Here is a 19,442-nt window from a genome sequence, read left to right on the forward strand (position 1 = left end):
CGCGTGCATGTTGTTGGAGGACATGGCGGGCGTCGCTCAGTCTTCGCGATTCGCCACGCCGGCCGATTCGAAGCTCGCCATTTCGTTGATGAACGCGCAGGCCGCGCGCAGCAGGGGCACGGCGAGCGCGGCGCCGGTGCCTTCGCCCAGCCGCATATCGAGCGACAACAGCGGCCGCGCGCCGAAATGCTCGAGCATGCGCCGGTGCCCCGCTTCGTTCGACGCATGTGCGAACACGCAGTATTCGCGCACGCTCGGGGCAATCGCGTTAGCAACCAGCAGAGCCGAACCGGCGATGAAGCCGTCGACGACAATCGTCATGCGCGCTTGCGCCGCCGCGAGATACGCGCCCGCCATCATCGCGATTTCGAAGCCGCCGAAGGTTGCGAGCACATCGAGTGGCGCATGCGACGCAGCGTGATGCGCGAGCGCCGCTGCCAGCACGTTGCGCTTTTTCGCGAGCCCGGCGTCGTCGAGACCGGTGCCGCGGCCCACGCACTCGTCGATAGGCACGCCGCACAGGCGGCTCATCAGACACGCTGCCGCCGACGTATTCGCGATGCCCATTTCGCCAAAGCCGATGACGTTGCTGCCAAGCACCGCATGATGCCGCACGCGCGCGGCGCCGGCCTGCATTGCGGCGAGCGCCTGTTCGCGAGTCATCGCCGGTTCGCGCGCGAAGTTGCGCGTGCCTGCTGCAACCGGAATGTCGATCAGCCCGTCGGTGCGCGGCAGGGGCAGCGCAATGCCCGCGTTCACGACTTCCAGTTCGATGCCGGCGACGCGGCTCAATGCATTCACCGCCGCGCCGCCCGCGAGGAAATTCGCCACCATCTGCGCGGTCACCGCTTGCGGATACGGGCTCACGCCTTCGGCAGCAATGCCGTGGTCGCCGGCGAACACGATCAGCGCCGGCCGTTGCACAGTGGGATGCATGCTGCGCTGGATCAGGCCCATTTGACACGCCAGCGCTTCAAGCTGGCCGAGACTGCCGGGCGGCTTCGTCTTCGTATCGATGATGTGCTGAAGCCCGCCGCGCAAGCTTTGATCGAGCGCTTCAACTTCGGGCAATGCGGGGAGGCTTGGCGAGGAGGTCATGAGTTCGTGGAGATAGATGATATTGTGGTCTGGCTAGCGGCGTGCCACCGGGTCATGAACCGAAGACGATTCGTGACGCGAACGCGGGGCGGGAATCAGCGCCTCGTGGTCGCCGTCGCGAATCAGAATCAGCGGGTAGCCGAAGACGCGGCTCGTCAACGCGGGCGTCAGTACATCGTGCACAGGGCCGGCATATGCGGCGCCCTTACCATCGAGAAGCAGCGCGTGTGTCGCAAAGCGGCGCGCGAGATTCAGGTCGTGACATGAAAACAGCACGCTACGCCCTGGCTCCCGCGTCCATTCGGCGAGCGCTTCCAGGCACTCTATCTGATGATGCAGATCCAGATGCGAAAGCGGTTCGTCGAGCAGCAGAAGCGGCGCTTGCTGACACAGCACCGCGGCGAGCGCGACGCGTTGACGTTCGCCGCCGGAGAGCGACAGCACGTCGCGCGCTGCGAATCCGGTGAGGCCCAGCAGCTCCAGTGCAGCGCGCGCGGCCTCCCGGTCGGCCTCGCGCTCCCAGCCCCAACCGGTCAGATGCGGGAAGCGGTTCAGCATGACGATGTCCAGCACGCTCGCGCTGAAGGTGTCGGGCGCGCTTTGCGGCATCAGCGCGCGACGCTGCGCAAGCAGCTGACGGCGCCAGTCGGCAAGACGTATGCCGTCCAATTCGACGTATCCCGCCGACGGTTGCCTCAAACCTGCGAGCGTCGACAGAAGCGTCGTCTTGCCCGCGCCGTTCGGGCCCGCGACACACCAGATCTCGCCGGGGTAGAAGGTATGCGTGAAGGCGTCGAGCAAGGTACGCGCGCCAACACGCAACGTCACGCGTTGGGCGCTGAGCGCGGGCTGGGCCTGGTTGGACGTGTGCGTCATCGGGTATGCATCATCGGGGAGCGCGCAGCAGCATCCACAGAAACACCGGCACGCCGATGATCGAGGTGATCACGCCGACCGGCAATTGCGCCGGTGCAATGACGAGGCGTGCGATCAGGTCCGCGCCCATCACCGCGACGCCGCCGCCGAGCGCAGCGGCAGGCAGCAGCATGCGTTGATCGTTGCCGAATGCGAGCCGCAGCATATGCGGCACGACCAGCCCGACAAAGCCGATGGTGCCCGCGGTCGTCACGGCCGCGGCCGCGGCGAGCGAAGCCGCGAGATAGACGCGCAGCCGCAGCGGCATCACTGCAACGCCCAGCGCTTCTGCAACCGCATCGCCTCGTAACAGCACATTCAGGCGCGGCGCAACAGGCACGATCGCAATCAGCACGATGACGAGCGCGGCGAGCGCCGTCCACGGCATTGCATTGCCGTTGAGGTCGCCGGTGAGCCAGAACAGCATGCCGCGCAAACGGTTGTCGGGCGCGAGATTGAGCAGCAGCGTGATCAGCGCGCCCCAACCGGCGGCAATCACTGCGCCGGTCAACAGCAAACGCGGCGACGTGTCCTGCGGTTCGCCGCGCCACAACTCGCGGCGCGCGAGGCCGAGCACAAGAAGAATCGACACGAACGCACCCGCGAACGCCGACACGTCGACGAGCCACCAGGCGCTGCCGGCGATCATCGCGACCAGCGCGAAGCTCGCTGCTCCGCCGGATACGCCCAATACATAAGGCTCCGCGAGCGGATTGCGCAACAGCACTTGCAGCAGCGCGCCGGCCAGCGCGAGCAACGCGCCGCATGCGAAACCGGCCAATGCACGCGGCAGACGCAGCGTGCGGACGATCTCGCTGGCGAGGTCGGCAGGTATTGTTTGCGAAGACGCATGCAGTGGTGAAAGCGGCAGCGGCGAAAGCGCCTCGATCACGCTCGACGGCGCGAGCGACACGCTGCCCAACGCGAGCGACGCGATCAGCACGACAAGCGCGGCAAGTGCAAGCACGAGCCAGATCGCGGCAGCGCGCTTCGCGCTCATCGCGTGGAGCGTGGCGGGCAGCGAAGCCGGGTGACGGTTCATCGGGACGCTCCCGGCATGGCGCGCGCGTTATTGCTGCTGCCAGCCGACCGTGACATACGCACCGCGTCGCGGCGAGTTATACGAGTAGGCTGTTTCATAGTCCTTGTTCAACAGATTCTGGATTTGCGCCGCCACGTACCACGCTTTCGTGATGTTGTAGCGCGCGGACAGATTCACGATGCCGTAACCGCCCAGCTTGCCGCTGCTGTCTTCGCGTGGACCGCTCACGATCCACTCGCCGCCTACACGCCATCCGGCGATGCTGCGATTCACCGCCAGCGACGCAAAACGGCGCGCGCGCCGCACGAGGTCCACGTCGTTGTCGAGATCGACGGGATTTTGCAGCGTCACCGATGCGCGCACGTCCGTCTTGCCCACATGTCCGCTCCACGATCCCTCGATTCCCTGCACTTTTGCATGCCCCACGTTCTCGGCCAGATAGATGCCCGGCGTGACCTGCTGATAATCGATCAGATTCGAATAGCGCGTCTGGTAAGCGCTCAAACGCATCACGCCAAGCGCATTCGACGCATATTGCAGCGCCGCCTCGAGCGAGTGGCTGCGCTCTGGCTGGATCGACGGATTGCCGCTTATCGGATAGTACAGATCGTCGAAGCTCGGCGCGCGAAACGAATCGGAGTAGCTTGCGCTCACCTTCCAATGCGACGTGATGTCGAACCCATAGCCGAGATAGTAACTGTTCGCTCCGCCGAAATCCGAGTACTGGTCACGCCGCACGTTCGCCTGAATCTGGCTGCGCCCAAAGCGCGCCGAGTAGCCCGCAAAAGCGGAATCCACGCGACGGTTAGGCGCGGCAAACGTATCGGAATCGAGGCGCTGGTCGAGATGCTCGTAACCCACGCGCAGTTTCTGCTGCGCGGCGAGCGCAAAATCGTTCTGCCACGTGTACTGCCGGTTGTCGGTATCGAAGCGGCCGTTGTACAGACCGTTGGTGTTCGACACGCTGCGATCGTCGCCTTCGGAGACGATCAGGTGCGTGGTCCACCAGTCGGTCACCTTGCCGTTCGCAAACGCGGACACCTGGCGAACCTTCGTGTACAGGTTGTTCAGATCGGTCGGCGCGCCGTACGCGTTGTCATAGCTGTTGTTGCCGTTCGACTGGAAATAGCTGACGCCCGCATCCCACTTGTCGCTGAACTTGTGACGCAGCGAAGCCGAGACGCTCTCGTTCAGATAGCCGTTCGCATTGGGATTGGCATTGGGCGCCTCGCGCGGATTGAGCGCGGAAAAGCCGTCGTCTTTCGAGCGCGCGAGCGAAATGCTGAAGGTCGTGCGGCCATCGTTGTCCAGTGCGCCGTTGGCGCCGATCTGCTGTGTCTGCGTGTGATAACTGCCGTAGCCCACCGAGAAATTGAAGCGCGGCGGATGGTCGCCGCCGCCTTTGGTGAACACCTGGACCACGCCGCCGATCGCGCCCGAGCCGTATAACGCGGACACGTTGCCGTTCACGACTTCGACGTGATCGATCTGGTCGAGCGGAATCTGGGCGATTTGCGCGGTGCCGAGACTCACTGAATCGACGCGCACGCCGTCGACAAGAACCAGCGATTGTGTCGTGGATGCGCCGCGCAAATAGAGGCTCGCCGTCGAACCGGGCCCGCCTGTACGCGAGATCTGCGCGCCGGGCGCAAGTTGCAGCAGGCCGGGCAGATCGGTCGCGGTGGTGTCGGCGATGTCCTGCTGATCGAACAGCGCCGTTTGCGGAATCGTATCGGCGAGCGCTTGCGGTCCGCGCTCGGCGGTCACTACGACCGGCGATAAAACAGTGAACGACGAATCGGCGTTTTCAGGCGCCGTGGCCTGTGCATACGCGAAATGCGGCAGCCCTGCAAAAGCGAGCAACACCGCGCGGGCGATGGGGGACAGCATGGAATGAGAGTTCCCGTGGATGGCGTGCGCGGCCCGCTTCCCCGCAGGCCATCGCGTAACGAGGCGCGTGCGCTTTTGACATTTCGCGGATCGCGCCCCTCCCTCTGGCCGGTATCCGGGCTAACGACTTTCAATCCCGCCTTCCCACGCGTGACGCGCAGTGGCACACTCGCGAGTTGAACCGGAACACGCGAGTGGGATCGAACTGCAAAGCGCGAACTGCTAGCCAACTGCTACCCGTATGGCAGTACTGAACTGCGATATGAGCGCGCCAATGCGGTCGCTTACCGTTGCGGGGGCAGCGCAGGTTAGCGCGTTCAGATGAACCGCGCGCCCTGCTTCCCGTTTAACTGCGCGCACAGTGAAATGCGCGCGGGCACCAAAGTGCGGCCAGTGTATGAGCGGCCTCAGGGTCAGTCAAGAACGCGGGCCGCACGAGCGATTCATTCGGACAGGGTCGAACTTATGTCCGACGCGATGTCCGGCACGCGAGTAGATTTTCTTCTTCAGTCGAAAAAAGCCTGCAAAAAGCGGTGTTGTTACGTCTCGAAACGAGACAATTGTCGGAACGTGCGACATTCCGCGCTAAAATGCGAGGTCTTTAGAGGACGCAGCACATGCTCACCGAACTCGAAACACTTTCACAGAATATCGGCAAGCTGATCGCTATCAGCCAGCGCCACAATGAAGCGCGTATCGCGCTCGAAGAGCAACTCGCGCAATCGCGCGCCGAAGCAGAAGCCACGCGCACGGAACTTGCGCTGCTGCGCGAGGAACGCGACGCACTGCAAGCGGAGCGCGACGCGCTGTCGGCCAAGATCGACGACGCTCAGGTGCGGCTAAACGCGATCCTCGAGAAATTGCCGCGCGCGCGCGCGCACAACGAGCCGGACAACCAGCTCGATCTGCTCGAGCCCGCTCAGCATGAAGTGCAAGCGGAGAGCGACGCCACTCGCCACGGAGAAAATGCATGACCACCAAGCAGATCGAAGTTTCGATTCTCGGCGTGCCCTATCGCCTCGCCTGCTCGCCGGAAACGGAAGGTGCGCTGCTCGAGGCAGTCGCGCGAGTCGACGCCGAAATGTCGAAGATCCGCAATAACAGCAACGTGCGCGGCACGGATCGCATTGCTGTGATGGCTGCGCTATCGCTGGCATCCGAACTGCTTAAGCTGCAACAAAGCGTGCGTCACGGAGAAGCATTTCCCGCTGAGGAAATCCGGCGTACAATGCATCAAATGAACGAGCAACTGGGTACTGTCATCGCGCAGTACAGCGTGCAGTAAGCAGCAGTTGCCAGTAGTGCTGGCCGGCCATAATACCGGCCATGGAGTCAAACGGTAAATGCGCAAGCAAGGTTCGTGAAGCATGCACGAACAACGCATAGCAAACGTTTGAATCCAATCGTTTCAGTTTTATCGGTTTAGCTTCCCTGCCTGGTTCGCCAAGGTCATATATTCCTTGAACCAATGCCATGTGCACGGTTGCGGAAATTTGTAGCACGGGCGTGCGCGTCACTCTGTCTGATGTACCCGAAGTGCTGCTAACTGCGACCAATTCTGAACCCCCGGTTCAGGATGCCGGCCTAGCGGCTAAGGCGGGGACCTTATTGGGAACGGCATCGGACTTGGGTCCGATGCCGTTTTTGTTTGTGCCCCGCGTTTCGTGTCTCTTTTCCCTGCTTCTTCAAACCCTTAACGTTCAATTCGATTCATGCGCTACTGGCTAATGAAGTCCGAACCGGACGAAGCAAGCATCGACCATCTCGCCAACGCCCCGCACCGCACGCTGCCGTGGACAGGCGTGCGCAACTATCAGGCGCGCAACTTCATGCGCGACGCCATGCAGGTCGGCGACGGCGTGCTGTTCTATCACTCGAGCTGTCCGGAGCCGGGCATCGCGGGGATCGCTGAAGTGGCGTCCGCTGCATATCCGGATCCAACGCAGTTCGACAGCAAGAGCCCGTATTACGACCCAAAGTCGTCGCAAGAAACGCCGCGCTGGCTGCTCGTCGACGTCGTGTTCAAGAAGAAGATTCCGCTGATTCCGCTCGCGGCCTTGCGCGAGCACGAAGAACTGAAAGATATGCGCGTGCTGGCAAGAGGCAACCGTCTGTCGATCACGCCGGTGACTGAAGCCGAATGGCGCTTCATCACGACGCGGCTTGTTTGAATTGACCGACGTTTGGTGCGTGGCCGTGTGCGCCGCCGTGAACGATGCAAGCCACATTGCGGGCCACGGGTGAGGACCAACAGTGCGGACAAACGTCGCGGGCGAAGCTGCTGAGTAAAGGTTCAGGCAAGGTTAAATTAGGGAACCAAGCTCAGGTTACTAGCGCCTAACGGACTCGCAACGGCTCGTGCAAGGGCCATGCCGTTGCATCGCGCGCCCTCGCCGCGCGCCATTCTGTTCAAGCAAGGAGTCCAATAATGACGAAACACACCGCACGTGCACTCGCTTTCGCGCTCGTCTGCGCGGCACCTGCTGCGCTCGCACTTACGCCGGCTCTCTCGCGCGCGCAGAGCGTCGCGCCCTATCAACCGGCCGGCGTGCTGTCGTTGAATGCGCAGGCCAGCGCGGAGGTGCCGCAAGATGTGGTCGACATCACGCTCTTTTATGAGCAGGAAGCCAGCGACCCGTCGTCGCTCACTTCGACATTGAATCAGCGCGCCGATTCGGCGCTGCAAAAAGCCAAGGGCGTGAGCGGCGTGACCGCGCGCACCGGTTCGTTCTCGATTTACCCATCCACGGATCGCGACGGCCGCATCTCCGCATGGCGCGGCCGCACGGAGGTCGTGCTCGAATCGCACGACTTCGCCGCGGCGTCGAAGCTTGCGGGGCAAATGGCATCCATCATGCAGGTCGGCAACGTGCAGTTCTCGCTGTCGCCAGCAGCGCAGCGCGCGGCCGAGCAGAAGCTCACTGGCGAGGCGATCAGATCGTTCCGCGAGCAGGCGGCTTCGTCTGCGCAGGCGTTCGGCTATAGCGGCTATTCGATTCGCGAGGTCAACGTCGGGCACAACGGCGTCATGCCGCGCCCCGTCATGATGATGAGCGCGCGCGCTATGGGCGCCGACGCGAAAATGGCCGCGCCGGTGCCGATAGAAGGCGGCACGTCGACGGTGACGGTCAATGTCTCGGGCTCGGTCCAGATGAAGTGATGCTGCGTCGCATCGCTCACTGTTGACGACGAACCAGGCATCGCAAACAGAAACGCCACGGCATGCCGTGGCGTCTTCTTGTCTATTTCCCAGCGAATCGCACACTCACGGCAGCGCGTGCGCCGGTTCGCTGCGGCCACGGCGATACGACCACACGAGCATCGCAATACCCGCGAGAATCATCGGCAGAGAAAGCCACTGGCCCATGGAGAGGCCCATCGCGAGGAGCCCGAGGAAGTCGTCGGGCTCGCGGGCAAATTCAACCGTGAAGCGCGCGAGGCCGTAGCCGATCAGGAACACGGCTGAAATCGCGCCGAGCGGTTTGGGCTTCCGCGAAAAGAAGAACAGCACGAAGAAGAGCGCGACGCCTTCCAGCGCAATCTCGTACAACTGCGAAGGATGACGCGGCAGCATGTGGTATTGCGCGAACACTTCGGTCAGATGCCATTGCGCCGCCAGTTGCGGATGCGCGGCGAGCCACGCGGCGTCGTCGGGCGCGGCGCCGGGAAAGAGCATCGCCCACGGCGCGGAAGGATCGGTCACGCGCCCCCACAACTCGCCATTGATGAAGTTGCCAAGCCGCCCCGCCGCGAGCCCGGTCGGCACCATTGGCGCGACGAAGTCCGTGACCTGCAGCCACGAGCGTTTGCGCTGGTACGCAAACAGCACCATTGCGAACGTCACGCCCAGAAAGCCGCCGTGAAACGACATGCCGCCTTCCCACACCTTGAAGATGTCGAGCGGATGCGCGAAGTAAAAGCTCGCCTTGTAGAACAGCACATAGCCGAGCCGGCCGCCGAGAATCGTGCCGAGCACGCCGTAAAACAGCATGTCGTCGATATCTTTCGGCGTCCAGCCTTGTGCCGCGACATACGGCAAACGCAGCCGCAGCCTGCCGACGACAATCGCCGCGATGAACGCGACGAGGTACATCAGTCCGTACCAGCGCACGGCAAGCGGCCCCAGGTGAATGGCAACGGGGTCGAAGTTCGGGTGAATGAGCATCGTGTTGTTATGGGCAGTTCGGGTTCAGAAGCTTTGGTTGGAATGGACGGCGAGCGGCGTATGCCGCTTGCGTTGGACGGCTGCGCGCGCAATGCGTTCGCCGACGCTGCACTAAACAGGCGACGCGGCCGGCTGCGCATCATGAGCGGCAGCATGAGCGCGCACGATTTCGATAAAGCCCGCGAGCACCGGGCTCACCTCGGCGCTGCGCCACACGAGGCCTGTCTCGATAGCGGGCACGGACTCCCGCAACGGCCGGTAGACGACGCCGGTGCGGCGCAGGTTACGCAGCGATTGCGGCACCAGTGCGACACCCATGCCGGCCGACACGAGGCTCACGATGGTCTGCATCTGTATCGCTTCCTGGCCGATCCGCGGCGCGAGCCCCGCCACGCCGTAGCAATCCATAATGATGTCATAAAAGCCCGGCGCCAAACGTCGCGGGAAGACGACGAGCGGCGCATCGGCCACCTCGCGCAAGCTAACCGGCGCGGCGAGCCATTCGGCGCGCGGGTCGCCAGTGCTGCCGGCGGCAGCCGCCACGCGCGCCGCCGTCTCCGTCGACATTGCAATGACGAGCGGCTCGCGCTCGATGGGCAGCCAGGAAAGTTGCGTGGCATGACGCGACGGCAGCGGCGCGATCACGAGGCCTGCGTCGATGCGCCCGGCCATGAGTTCGTCCAGTTGCACGTCGCTCGTGGCCTCGGTCAATTCGAGCCGCACCCGCGGATGGCGCGCGCCGAAGTCGCGCAAGAGGCGCGGCAGCAGGCCGTAGTCGGCGGTCGACACGAACGCCAGCGACAGCACGCCCGCCTCGCCGCGCGCAAGGCTTTGCGCAAGCGGCCGCAGCCCTTCCGCGCCGGCCAGCAGCCGCTGCACTTCGGGCAACAGGTCGGCGCCCACCCGCGTCAACTCCACCGAGCGCTTCGTGCGCGCGAACAGTTCGACGCCGAGCGTCTCCTCGAGCGCACGAATTGCCTGCGACAGCGGCGGCTGCGTCATCGAAAGGCGCGCGGCCGCACGGCCGAAGTGCTTCTCTTCGGCGACGGTCACGAAATAGCGCAACTGACGCAGGTCGGGAACGGTAGACAGCATGATTAATACATTTTACGACCTAATCAGCCGCCAATAATATATTGGACACGCATATCGCAAAATTGCATTCTTGCCCGACGCGTCCGAACTACACTGGACCGACCAGCAAAACAAACAGACTGGAGTTCCCCATGGCATACAACCGTCGTTCGAAGAACATCACGCAGGGCGTGGCCCGTTCGCCGAACCGCTCGATGTATTACGCGCTCGGCTATCAAAAGGAGGACTTCGACAAGCCGATGATCGGCATCGCGAACGGCCACTCGACCATCACGCCGTGCAACGCGGGCCTGCAGCGTCTGGCCGACGCCGCCGTCGCCGCGGTCAAGGGCGCGGACGCGAATCCCCAGATCTTCGGCACGCCGACTATTTCGGACGGCATGTCCATGGGCACCGAAGGCATGAAGTACTCGCTGGTGTCACGCGAAGTGATCGCCGACTGTATCGAGACCTGCGTTCAGGGCCAATGGATGGACGGCGTGGTCGTGATTGGCGGCTGCGACAAGAACATGCCCGGCGGCATGATCGGCCTCGCGCGCATGAACGTGCCGGGCATCTACGTGTACGGCGGCACGATCCGTCCGGGCAACTGGAAAGGCGTCGATCTGACCATCGTGTCGTCGTTCGAGGCGGTCGGCGAATTCACGGCGGGCCGGATGTCGCAGGAAGATTTCGAAGGCGTCGAAAGGAACGCATGCCCGTCCACCGGTTCGTGCGGCGGCATGTACACGGCGAACACGATGAGCTCGTCGTTTGAGGCGCTCGGCATGTCGCTGCTGTATTCGTCGACGATGGCCAATCCGGACCAGGAAAAAGTCGACTCGGCCGCTGAATCGGCGCGCGTGCTTGTCGAAGCGGTCAAGAAAGATCTGAAGCCTCGCGACATCATCACGAAGAAGTCGATCGAAAACGCCGTCGCGCTGATCATGGCGACGGGCGGCTCGACGAACGCGGTGCTGCACTATCTGGCAATCGCGCACGCCGCCGAAGTGGAGTGGACCATCGAAGACTTCGAGCGCATGCGCAAGAAGGTGCCGGTGATCTGCAACCTGAAGCCGTCGGGCCAGTACGTCGCGACCGACCTGCACAAGGCGGGCGGCATTCCGCAGGTCATGAAGATTCTGCTCGACGCGGGGCTTTTGCACGGCGACTGCATCACCATCACCGGCAAGACGCTCGCCGAGGAACTGAAGGACGTGCCGGGCAAGCCGCGCGCGGATCAGCAGGTAATTTTCCCCATCGAGCAGGCGCTGTACAAGGAGGGCCACCTCGCGATCCTCAAGGGCAATCTCGCGGAAGACGGCGCCGTCGCGAAGATCACCGGGCTCAAGAACCCGGTCATTACCGGCCCGGCTCGCGTGTTCGACGACGAGCAAAGCGCGCTCGAAGCAATTCTGGCGGACAGGATCGTTGCCGGCGACGTCGTCGTATTGCGCTATCTCGGGCCGAAGGGTGGTCCGGGCATGCCTGAAATGCTCGCGCCGACTTCGGCGATCATCGGCAAGGGGCTCGGCGAAAGCGTCGGCCTGATTACCGACGGGCGCTTCTCGGGCGGCACGTGGGGCATGGTGGTCGGCCACGTGGCGCCGGAAGCGTTCGTCGGCGGCACGATCGCGCTGGTGCAGGAAGGCGACTCGATCACCATCGACGCGCACAAGTTGCTGCTGCAACTGAATGTCGACCACGCCGAACTGCAGCGCCGCCGCGCCGCCTGGCAGCAGCCGAAGCCGCGTTACACGCGCGGCGTGCTGGCGAAATACTCGGCGCTCGCGTTGCCGGCCAACAAGGGGGCGGTCACGGGCTGAGGCCGCTCGCGCGGCCTGCTTTGTGACCGGTGGGCGCGCGCGAAGCACGCGGCGGGGCTCGCGGTGACCCATGAAGCCCGGCAGGCACGATCGGGCGAAACGCCCTACGTAAAAGCGAAAGGGGCGCACGAAAAACCGTGCGCCCCTTTCCTTTTATAATGCTTGCACCACAAGTCGGGCAACTGCACCGGCGGAGACCAGAATGAAATCAATGTCGTATGCGGTGCTTGCAGCGGCTGCCGTGTTCGCCGCCATGTCCATCGGCGTCAGCGCGAGTGCGCACGCCGAAGCGGCGACAGGACTCGCGCTTGCACAGCAGCAGAACTGCATGAGTTGTCACTCGGTGGCGCGGCCGTTCATGGGGCCGGCGCTGCACGATGTCGCCGCGCGATACTCGGGCCGCGAAGACGCCGCCACCTATCTGAAGCACAAGATTCTGGATGGCAGCGCGGGCGTGTGGGGCCAGGTGCCGATGCCCGCGAACACGCAGCTCACGCCTGAGCAGGCGGCCACATTGGCGAGCTGGGTGTTGACGTTGAAGTAACGCGAGCGAGCCTGGATGCTCGCCGCTTGCGCTCGTCGCGAGTGTGTAGGTTGCGTGTGACCGGTGCTTGCAAAGGCGCGAGCCCAATTCAATACGCGCCCCGCTGCACTATCACGCGCCAGATGTTCGCCGTGCGACTTCCGCTTCAACTGCTTCGCGTACCCAGCCAGTCATTTCCTTTTCCAACGTCAACACCACTTCGCGCGTGATCTGATCGACAAGCCGGCTGGTGTGCTCCTGCACCGCGCTGCGACAGCGTTCTTCGACGACGGCGCGTCCATCGCCCGCCAGGAAAGTTGCGAAGCGTTCGCGTAGACGCCCGGCGATGAGTTCGGCATCGACGCCCGCAGTTGCCCGCTCGCTCCCGTCCTGCGTAATGTCCGGCGGCACCGTAGCGCCTGCTTCGAGCGGCGGCGGCGGCTCCGTGCGATCGAACACGCCCGCCGATGCCGCAAGCACCTCGTCGTGTGCGTGCTCGGCTTCGGCTGCGCGATGGGCATCGTCGGAATGAATTTTCGGCTGAGCGCGAACCGCTGCGGGCTGCGGTGCAAGCACGGGTTCGGGAGCCAGCGTTTCTTCCGGCGAGAGAACCGGCTGCGGCGCGAGTTCGGGCTCGGCTTGCAAGCCGGACTCGTGAAGCCCCTCGGATTCGCGCAGCGGCATGTCGGCCGGAGCGGTGGCGGGCGAAGCGGCTTCAGTTGAAGGCTGCGCAGCGGCAGGCGCAGCGGCTACCGTTGAAGGCTGCGCAGCGGCAGGCGCGGTAGCTTCGGCCAAAGGCTGCGCAACGTCAGGCGCAGCAACGCCATCCGCGGGCTCTGCAACAGCCGGAGCCGCGCCACCGCTCTGCGGCTCGCGCTTTTGCGCCGCGTGGCCCGGCACTAGCACCTCTTGCAGGATAGGGATCGAGTTATCGTTGGGATCGGACACGTGCGCTCTCCGTGTTTGAGTCTTGGCGGAAGCAGGCCGCGTATGTGCTGAAGCGCCTGAACAAAGACACGACGCAACGCACAACGCGACGCGGGACGAAGGCCTAGCCGCCCTGCTTGTAGTTGTTCAAAGCATAGCCGCGATCGCGATAGAAGCGATAGCGCTCGCGGCCGGCAATGAGTTCGTCGTGTGCGTTACCCACCACTTCAAGCAATCTTTCGAAGCGCGCGAACTGCGCGGGCACGCTCGCCCCCAGGTTGAGCAGCACCTGATGATGCGGAACGTCGTCGAGATTCGTGGCCAGCACGATCGGCGTTTGCGCGGCGAGCGGCGTGCCCGCCATGCAGTGCGGCACAAAGTCGAGCGCGGAAAACGTCCACAACTGTTCGTCGAACGCGCGCAGCCGCTCGGGCTCGGCCACGACGATGGTGGGCTGCCCCGCCTGGTACGCCTTGCGGGCGAGGCGGCACGCATACAGCAGCGAGTCGCCGACGTTCGAATGGAAGTCGATTCGAGTCATCGGCGGCTCCGCTTTGCGCCTTGTGCCGGCACTGCGGCACGTGCGACGTTACTGCAATGCGTCATTGTGCGGGGCGGCCATCCGCGGGGCGGCCGTCCGCAGCCCGGCCGTCAGCGGCCCTGTCGATCAGGAACTGCGCGAGTAAGGGCACCGGCCGACCCGTCGCTCCCTTGGCTGCGCCGCTTTTCCAGGCCGTGCCGGCAATGTCCAGATGCGCCCACGGATACGCGTCGGTGAAGCGCGAAAGGAAGCACGCGGCCGTCACGCTGCCCGCCGGACGTCCGCCGATGTTGGCCAGATCCGCGAAGTTCGACTTCAACTGCTCCTGATACTCGTCGTCGAGCGGCAGGCGCCAGGCCGGGTCCGACGCCTCGCGCGACGCGTCGAGCAATTCGCCCGCGAGCGCGTCGTCTTTCGAAAAGAGGCCGCTGTTGTGATGGCCAAGCGCAATGATGCACGCGCCGGTGAGCGTGGCAATGTCGATTACCGCGGCCGGCTTGAAACGCTCCGCGTAGGTGAGCGCGTCGCACAAGATCAGGCGGCCCTCGGCGTCCGTGTTGAGCACTTCGATCGTCAGCCCCTTCATGCTGGTGACGATGTCGCCCGGCTTGGTGGCCGTGCCCGAGGGCATGTTCTCCACAGCCGGAATGATGCCGACCACGTTGATCTTCAGGCCCATTTCGGCGACCGCGCGCAGCGTGCCCAGCACCGAACCGGCGCCGCACATGTCGTACTTCATCTCGTCCATGCCTTCGCCCGGCTTGAGCGAAATGCCGCCCGTGTCGAACGTCACGCCCTTACCGACCAGCACGACCGGCGCGGCCTTCGCGGCGCCGCCGTGGTACTGCAGCACGATGAACTGCGCCGGCTCGACCGCACCCGCCGTGACCGACAGGAACGAGCCCATCTTGAGCGCTTCGCACTGCTTTTCGCCGAGCACCTCGACCTTCAGCTTCCAGTCTTTCGCGAGCTTCTTCGCGGTGTTCGCGAGATAGGTGGGCGTGCACACGTTGCTCGGCAGATTGCCGAGGTCGCGCGTCAGGTCCATGCCGTTGGCAAGCGCGGCGCCCTGCTTCGCGGCGAGCTTGGCGGCCTTCTCGTCGCCAGTATTCACGCTGAAGACAATGCGCTTCAATGCACGCGCCGAGTTATCCGGCTTGCTCTTCATCTGCGAAAACCTGTAGGTCAGTTCGCGCAACGCGAGAATCGCGGCGCGCACGCCCCAGTCGGCCGAACGCTCGAGGACAGGCAATTGGGCCAGCGTGAACGTGACTTGCACGACCTTGGTGGCGAGCAGCGCGCGCCATGCCGCGCGCACCGCTTCGCCGTAAGCTTTCTGGCTGAAAGCGTCCTGTTTGCCGAGCCCGACAAGCAGCACGCGCGATGCGCCGATACCCGAGACTTCATGCAGGAACAGCGTGGTGCCTGCTTTGCCGTCCATGTCGCCCGCCTTGATGATGCGGGTCAGGAGGCCCTTGGTGGCCGCGTCAATCTCAAGTGCCGCGCCCGAGAGCGTTTGCGACTCGAACACGCCGATTACGATGCAATCCGATTTCCCGGTGAGGAAACCGTTTGACGAGCCTTTGGTCCAATCACAGGCTTTTATGCTAAAGTCCATCGCGCTTGTCCTCGGATAAAATCTGGGCTTAGGATGAAAGCCGCAATTATCCGCTATTTTTCCCGCGGCGGCTGCACCGGAGGCGTGACGGAAAGCAACCCGCGCGTCGCTGAGAGCGCCCCCTCTCGTCATCAATAATGATCTTCGAACGCTCCCTCCAGCGCGAACTCGCGTATACGGCTGGTGCCGTGTTCATGGTTCTGCTCACGCTCGTGCTGACCACGATGATGATCCGCATCGTCGGCTTTGCAGCGCAAGGCGAGATCGACCCGCGCGACGTGCTGGTCCTGATCGGCCTGACTGTGATCGGCTACCTCGCGATCATGCTCGTCGCCACGCTGTTCGTGTCGATCCTGTTCGTGCTGACACGCTGGTACAAAGACTCCGAGATGGTCGTGTGGCTGTCCTCGGGTGTGAGCCTCACGCAATTCATCAAGCCGATCGGCCTGTTCGCCACGCCGATCGTCATTCTCATCATGTTCTTCGTGTTCGTCGGCTGGCCGTGGTCGAACCAGCAAAGCAAGCTGATTCGCGCGCGTTTCCAGCAGCGCGACGAGGTGTCGTTGCTCGCCCCCGGACAGTTCCGCGAATCGGCGGCCAGCCATCGCGTGTTCTTCATCGAAAAGATGTCGCCCGACCAGGGCCACGTCGAGAACGTGTTCGTGACCAGCACGGAAAACGGCAAGGTCAACGTGGTGGTCTCGAAGAACGGTCATACCGAAACGCACAAGAACGGCGACCGCTTCGTCGTGCTGGAAAATGGCCGGCGTTATGAAGGCGAACCGGGGCATCCGGATTTCCGCATCATGGAATTCGAGCGTTACGGCGTCAGAATCGAGAGCCAGCCGGTTGTCAACACGCCCACCACCACCGGTACGCCCACGCTTACGCTGCTGCGCAATCCGACAAAGGAAAACCTCGCGGAATTCGCGTGGCGCGCGGGGCTGCCGCTCATCGCAATCAATCTGATGCTGCTCGCCATTCCGCTTGCGCATCAAAACCCGCGGCGCAGCCGCACCATCAACCTCGTGATGGCCGTGCTGATCTATCTGACGTATTCGAATCTGCTGAATGTTGTGCAGTCGTGGATCGAGCAAGGCAAGATGTCGTTCGGCGTTGGTCTCGTGATTCTGCATGTGATCGTGGCCGGCATTGTCGCGTTCATCTTCTGGCTGCGCGTGCGCAACCGGCCGCTTTTCACGCGGGCCATGTTCAGCCGTGCGCAGGAGGCCTGAGCGATGCGCATCTATGAAAGGTACTTTGCGCGTCAGATCTATCTCACGTTCATCTTCATTCTGTTCGCGTTCTCGGGTCTGTTCTTCTTCTTTGACCTGATCAACGAACTGAACTCGGTCGGCCACGGCAACTACAAATTCCAGTACGCGGTGCTGCGCGTCGCGCTGCAAACGCCGTCGCGTTTCTACGAGATCATTCCGGTCGCCGCGTTGATCAGCGCGATCTACGTATTCGCGCAGATGGCGGCGAATTCCGAGTACACGATCTTTCGCGTGTCGGGACTCGCCACCAATCAGGCGCTGCGCTCACTGCTGAAAATCGGCATTCCTCTGGTGTTTCTCACGTACCTGATCGGCGAAGTGGTCGGCCCGTACACAGATCAACTGTCCGAGCGCGTGCGTCTGGAGGCGCTGGGGTCGTCCGTGTCGAGCAACTTCCAGTCGGGCGTGTGGGTGAAGGACACGCTGACCGCGCGCGCCGACGGCGAGCAGGTCACGCGCTTCGTCAACGTCGGCGAACTGAAGCCGGACGCGACGATCAGCAATGTGCGGATCTATGAATTCGATTCCAAGTTCCGGCTCTCGAACGTGCGCATCGCGCAGAGCGGGGTCTATCAGCCGCCCGGTCATTGGAAATTGACCGGCGTGACGGATACGCAGTTGATCGACGTGCCGCCTCCTGCGGGCACGCCGGCCGATGCGCTGAACCCCGTGTATCGCGCGAAGCAGGTTGCGCTGCCCGAGTATTCGCTGCGCTCCGAGTTGACGCCGCAGATTCTGTCGGTGCTGCTGGTCTCGCCAGATCGCATGTCGATGTTCAACCTTTTCCGCTACATTCAGCATCTGACGGAGAACCATCAGGACACGCAGCGCTATGAGATCGCGCTCTGGCGCAAGCTGCTGTATCCGTTTGCCGTGTTCGTGATGCTGGTGCTTTCGCTGCCGTTTGCTTATCTGCATACGCGCGCTGGCGTGGTCGGCATGAAGGTGTTCGGCGGGATCATGCTCGGGATGAGCTTCCAGTTGTTCAATACGCTGTTCTCGCATATCGGCACATTGAACACGTGGCCCGCGCCGTTGACGGCAGCCACACCGGGACTGGTTTATCTGGTGCTGGGATTGGTCGGGCTGAAGTGGGTTGATCGCCATTAGGAGCCTTCGCAATGGCTACGCATGGGTTGGTCCTGTTCGGGCACGGCGCACGAGATGTGCGTTGGCGTGAGCCGTTCGAACGGCTCGCGGAGAAGCTGCGCGCAGCGCGCGCTTCAGGCGGCGGCGATGGGCATGTACGTCTGGCATTTCTCGAGTTGATGGAGCCGGATCTGCGAACGGCGGTCGGCCAGCTCGTGGCCGATGGGTGCGATGTGATTACCGTCGTGCCCGTGTTCTTCGGGCAAGGCGGGCATATCAGGAAGGATTTGCCTGAGCTGATTCAGCGCTGCCGCGAGGCACAGCCTTCTGTGGAAATTCGATGTGCTGTTGCTGTCGGTGAGGACGAGGCTGTGCTTGAGGCTGTCGCGGCTTATTGTTTGCGGCAGGTTTGAGGCTAAGCCTTTCTTGATTTTCTGTTTTCGCGCGGTGCAAGTCGGTCTTTCCAGGCCCGTTGTTGCATTCGTTCTCTTTGGCTGAGCCGCGTCTCTGTCTTAGCGCGCCGTAGGTCTCCTATCAGTTGCAATTATCTCCATCGGATTGCGCCCGGGCGTGGTTCGCCTTTGCCGTCGACCTGCGACGGCATGCGTTTTCCACAATTTGCATGTGCCGGGCATCGCTCGCGCATCTTCAGATTGTCCTCACACGCATTTAAGCCCTTTCCTCTTCCCGGCCAGCGGAAATCCGATTTCGCCGTCTCGCCTGATCGACTAGTCTGAGCGACGAGCTTGCCGGTCCGCGCGAATTGCATTTCGGGAACGAGATGATTCGTTTCCGCGCGTCGCCGGATTCTGCCGCGCCGACAAACCGATGAGAGGACAAGAAGCGATGAACGACCGGCTCGATGCCGCGGCAACGCGCAATGGAGGATGGGTGGACGCCGTCAGCGGGCGGCAGTCATATGCGCTTCACGTGACTGGGCCTGCAAACGGCCGCGCTTTGTCAGTGGTCTCGTTCAACGCTGTCGAGCGTCTTGGCGAGCCGTATCGTGTGACGGTGGAACTCACGCATCCCGAAGCGCTTTCACGCGCGGACTACCTCGGCCGCGATGCGAGCTTCACGATCGATCCCGCCGACGGCAGTCCGCCACGCGTGTTCGCCGGCTGCATCACGCGCTTCAGCAGGACGAAGACGACTAAAGACTTCACCGGCTACCGGATCGTGGTCGAAGCGCATATCGCGCGTTTGAGGCTTGCGCGCGCGAGCCGCATCTACCAGCAACAGAGCGCGCCGCAGATCATCGAGGCGATCCTGCGCCGGCACGGCTTCAAGGGCCATCAGTTTTTATTCAAGCTGCGGCGGAAATATCCACAGCATCCCTTCCGTTTCCAGTATCAGATGTCGGATCTTTCGTACATCCAGATGCTGATGCAGAAGGAAGGCATCTACTGCTATTTCGAGCAGGGCAAGCATGGCGACGTGATCGTGTTCGGGGATGA

At 63.1% G+C, this 19,442-nt stretch carries 19 protein-coding genes, 1 other RNA gene and 1 riboswitch; of the genes, 11 read left to right on the forward strand and 9 right to left on the reverse strand.

All coding sequences use genetic code 11. From position 1 onward, the window contains the following. Window positions 1-36: 36 nt before the first annotated feature. From cobT to A3AC_RS0111845, 4 genes are read right to left on the reverse strand one after another with little or no spacing between them, the layout of a single operon-like run. Window positions 37-1,098: a nicotinate-nucleotide--dimethylbenzimidazole phosphoribosyltransferase gene (gene cobT, locus A3AC_RS30985; RefSeq protein WP_025599059.1), complete on the reverse strand. Its 1,062-nt coding sequence runs from the start codon at window positions 1,096-1,098 to the stop codon at window positions 37-39. Between the two features lie 33 nt (window positions 1,099-1,131). Then, window positions 1,132-1,974, reverse strand: a complete 843-nt coding sequence (locus tag A3AC_RS30990) for an ABC transporter ATP-binding protein (RefSeq protein WP_025599060.1) — start codon at window positions 1,972-1,974, stop codon at window positions 1,132-1,134. A gap of 10 nt (window positions 1,975-1,984) precedes the next feature. Next, a complete protein-coding gene (locus tag A3AC_RS0111840) occupies window positions 1,985-3,055 on the reverse strand; it encodes a FecCD family ABC transporter permease (RefSeq protein WP_025599061.1) in 1,071 nt (356 codons plus the stop codon). Window positions 3,056-3,082: 27 nt separating this feature from the next. After that, the gene (locus tag A3AC_RS0111845; protein ID WP_025599063.1) at window positions 3,083-4,945 is read right to left on the reverse strand and encodes a TonB-dependent receptor domain-containing protein; all 1,863 of its coding nucleotides are present in this window, start codon (window positions 4,943-4,945) and stop codon (window positions 3,083-3,085) included. Window positions 4,946-5,034: 89 nt separating this feature from the next. Then, window positions 5,035-5,344, reverse strand: a riboswitch (cobalamin riboswitch). 218 nt (window positions 5,345-5,562) lie between these two features. On the opposite strand from A3AC_RS0111845, the gene A3AC_RS0111850 reads away from it, so the two are divergent. The 5 genes from A3AC_RS0111850 (at window position 5,563) to A3AC_RS0111865 (ending at window position 8,105) form a co-directional block, all read left to right on the forward strand. Next, entirely contained in the window at window positions 5,563-5,919 is a 357-nt protein-coding gene (locus tag A3AC_RS0111850; protein ID WP_025599064.1) for an ATPase, read from the forward strand. Further along, the gene (locus A3AC_RS0111855) at window positions 5,916-6,230 is read left to right on the forward strand and encodes a cell division protein ZapA (protein WP_013338465.1); all 315 of its coding nucleotides are present in this window, start codon (window positions 5,916-5,918) and stop codon (window positions 6,228-6,230) included. Before A3AC_RS0111850 ends, A3AC_RS0111855 begins: the two co-directional genes overlap by 4 nt. A gap of 140 nt (window positions 6,231-6,370) precedes the next feature. After that, a non-coding RNA gene (gene ssrS, locus A3AC_RS29925) (6S RNA) lies at window positions 6,371-6,552 on the forward strand. 105 nt (window positions 6,553-6,657) lie between these two features. Beyond that, window positions 6,658-7,116, forward strand: coding sequence for an EVE domain-containing protein (locus A3AC_RS0111860; protein WP_025599065.1), 459 nt, complete (start codon window positions 6,658-6,660; stop codon window positions 7,114-7,116). 257 nt (window positions 7,117-7,373) lie between these two features. Further along, complete coding sequence (locus tag A3AC_RS0111865) at window positions 7,374-8,105, forward strand: SIMPL domain-containing protein (RefSeq protein ID WP_025599066.1); 732 nt, start codon at window positions 7,374-7,376, stop codon at window positions 8,103-8,105. Window positions 8,106-8,210: 105 nt separating this feature from the next. Here A3AC_RS0111865 and lgt read toward each other — a convergent pair whose 3' ends face one another. Then, complete coding sequence (gene lgt, locus A3AC_RS0111870) at window positions 8,211-9,110, reverse strand: prolipoprotein diacylglyceryl transferase (protein ID WP_025599067.1); 900 nt, start codon at window positions 9,108-9,110, stop codon at window positions 8,211-8,213. Window positions 9,111-9,221: 111 nt separating this feature from the next. Further along, window positions 9,222-10,205 (reverse strand): LysR family transcriptional regulator, encoded by a 984-nt coding sequence (locus A3AC_RS0111875; protein WP_025599069.1) that lies wholly within the window; start codon window positions 10,203-10,205, stop codon window positions 9,222-9,224. A gap of 131 nt (window positions 10,206-10,336) precedes the next feature. On the opposite strand from A3AC_RS0111875, the gene ilvD reads away from it, so the two are divergent. Further along, window positions 10,337-12,010: a dihydroxy-acid dehydratase gene (ilvD, locus tag A3AC_RS0111880; RefSeq protein WP_025599070.1), complete on the forward strand. Its 1,674-nt coding sequence runs from the start codon at window positions 10,337-10,339 to the stop codon at window positions 12,008-12,010. A gap of 202 nt (window positions 12,011-12,212) precedes the next feature. After that, a complete protein-coding gene (locus tag A3AC_RS0111885; RefSeq protein WP_025599071.1) occupies window positions 12,213-12,554 on the forward strand; it encodes a c-type cytochrome in 342 nt (113 codons plus the stop codon). A gap of 111 nt (window positions 12,555-12,665) precedes the next feature. On the opposite strand, the gene A3AC_RS0111890 is transcribed toward A3AC_RS0111885, so the two are convergent. The 3 genes from A3AC_RS0111890 to A3AC_RS0111900 all read right to left on the reverse strand — a co-directional run bounded on the left by A3AC_RS0111890 (window position 12,666) and on the right by A3AC_RS0111900 (window position 15,619). After that, the gene (locus A3AC_RS0111890; protein ID WP_025599072.1) at window positions 12,666-13,481 is read right to left on the reverse strand and encodes a DUF2486 family protein; all 816 of its coding nucleotides are present in this window, start codon (window positions 13,479-13,481) and stop codon (window positions 12,666-12,668) included. A gap of 103 nt (window positions 13,482-13,584) precedes the next feature. After that, window positions 13,585-14,001 (reverse strand): DNA polymerase III subunit chi, encoded by a 417-nt coding sequence (locus A3AC_RS0111895; protein ID WP_025599073.1) that lies wholly within the window; start codon window positions 13,999-14,001, stop codon window positions 13,585-13,587. 61 nt (window positions 14,002-14,062) lie between these two features. Then, complete coding sequence (locus A3AC_RS0111900) at window positions 14,063-15,619, reverse strand: leucyl aminopeptidase (protein WP_025599074.1); 1,557 nt, start codon at window positions 15,617-15,619, stop codon at window positions 14,063-14,065. 137 nt (window positions 15,620-15,756) lie between these two features. Between A3AC_RS0111900 and lptF the strand changes: the two genes are divergently transcribed. The 4 genes from lptF to A3AC_RS29170 form a co-directional block, all read left to right on the forward strand. After that, on the forward strand, window positions 15,757-16,854 hold the full coding sequence (gene lptF, locus A3AC_RS0111905; protein WP_025599075.1) for an LPS export ABC transporter permease LptF: 1,098 nt from the start codon (window positions 15,757-15,759) through the stop codon (window positions 16,852-16,854). Between the two features lie 3 nt (window positions 16,855-16,857). Next, on the forward strand, window positions 16,858-18,006 hold the full coding sequence (gene lptG / locus A3AC_RS0111910; protein ID WP_025599076.1) for an LPS export ABC transporter permease LptG: 1,149 nt from the start codon (window positions 16,858-16,860) through the stop codon (window positions 18,004-18,006). A gap of 11 nt (window positions 18,007-18,017) precedes the next feature. Further along, complete coding sequence (locus A3AC_RS0111915) at window positions 18,018-18,398, forward strand: sirohydrochlorin chelatase (protein ID WP_025599077.1); 381 nt, start codon at window positions 18,018-18,020, stop codon at window positions 18,396-18,398. Between the two features lie 433 nt (window positions 18,399-18,831). Next, window positions 18,832-19,442: phage late control D family protein (locus tag A3AC_RS29170; protein ID WP_035475019.1), on the forward strand; the 611-nt coding region annotated here is incomplete at its 3' end.

The sequence above is a fragment of the Burkholderia sp. WSM2230 genome (assembly GCF_000472445.1).
Lineage (GTDB): Bacteria > Pseudomonadota > Gammaproteobacteria > Burkholderiales > Burkholderiaceae > Paraburkholderia.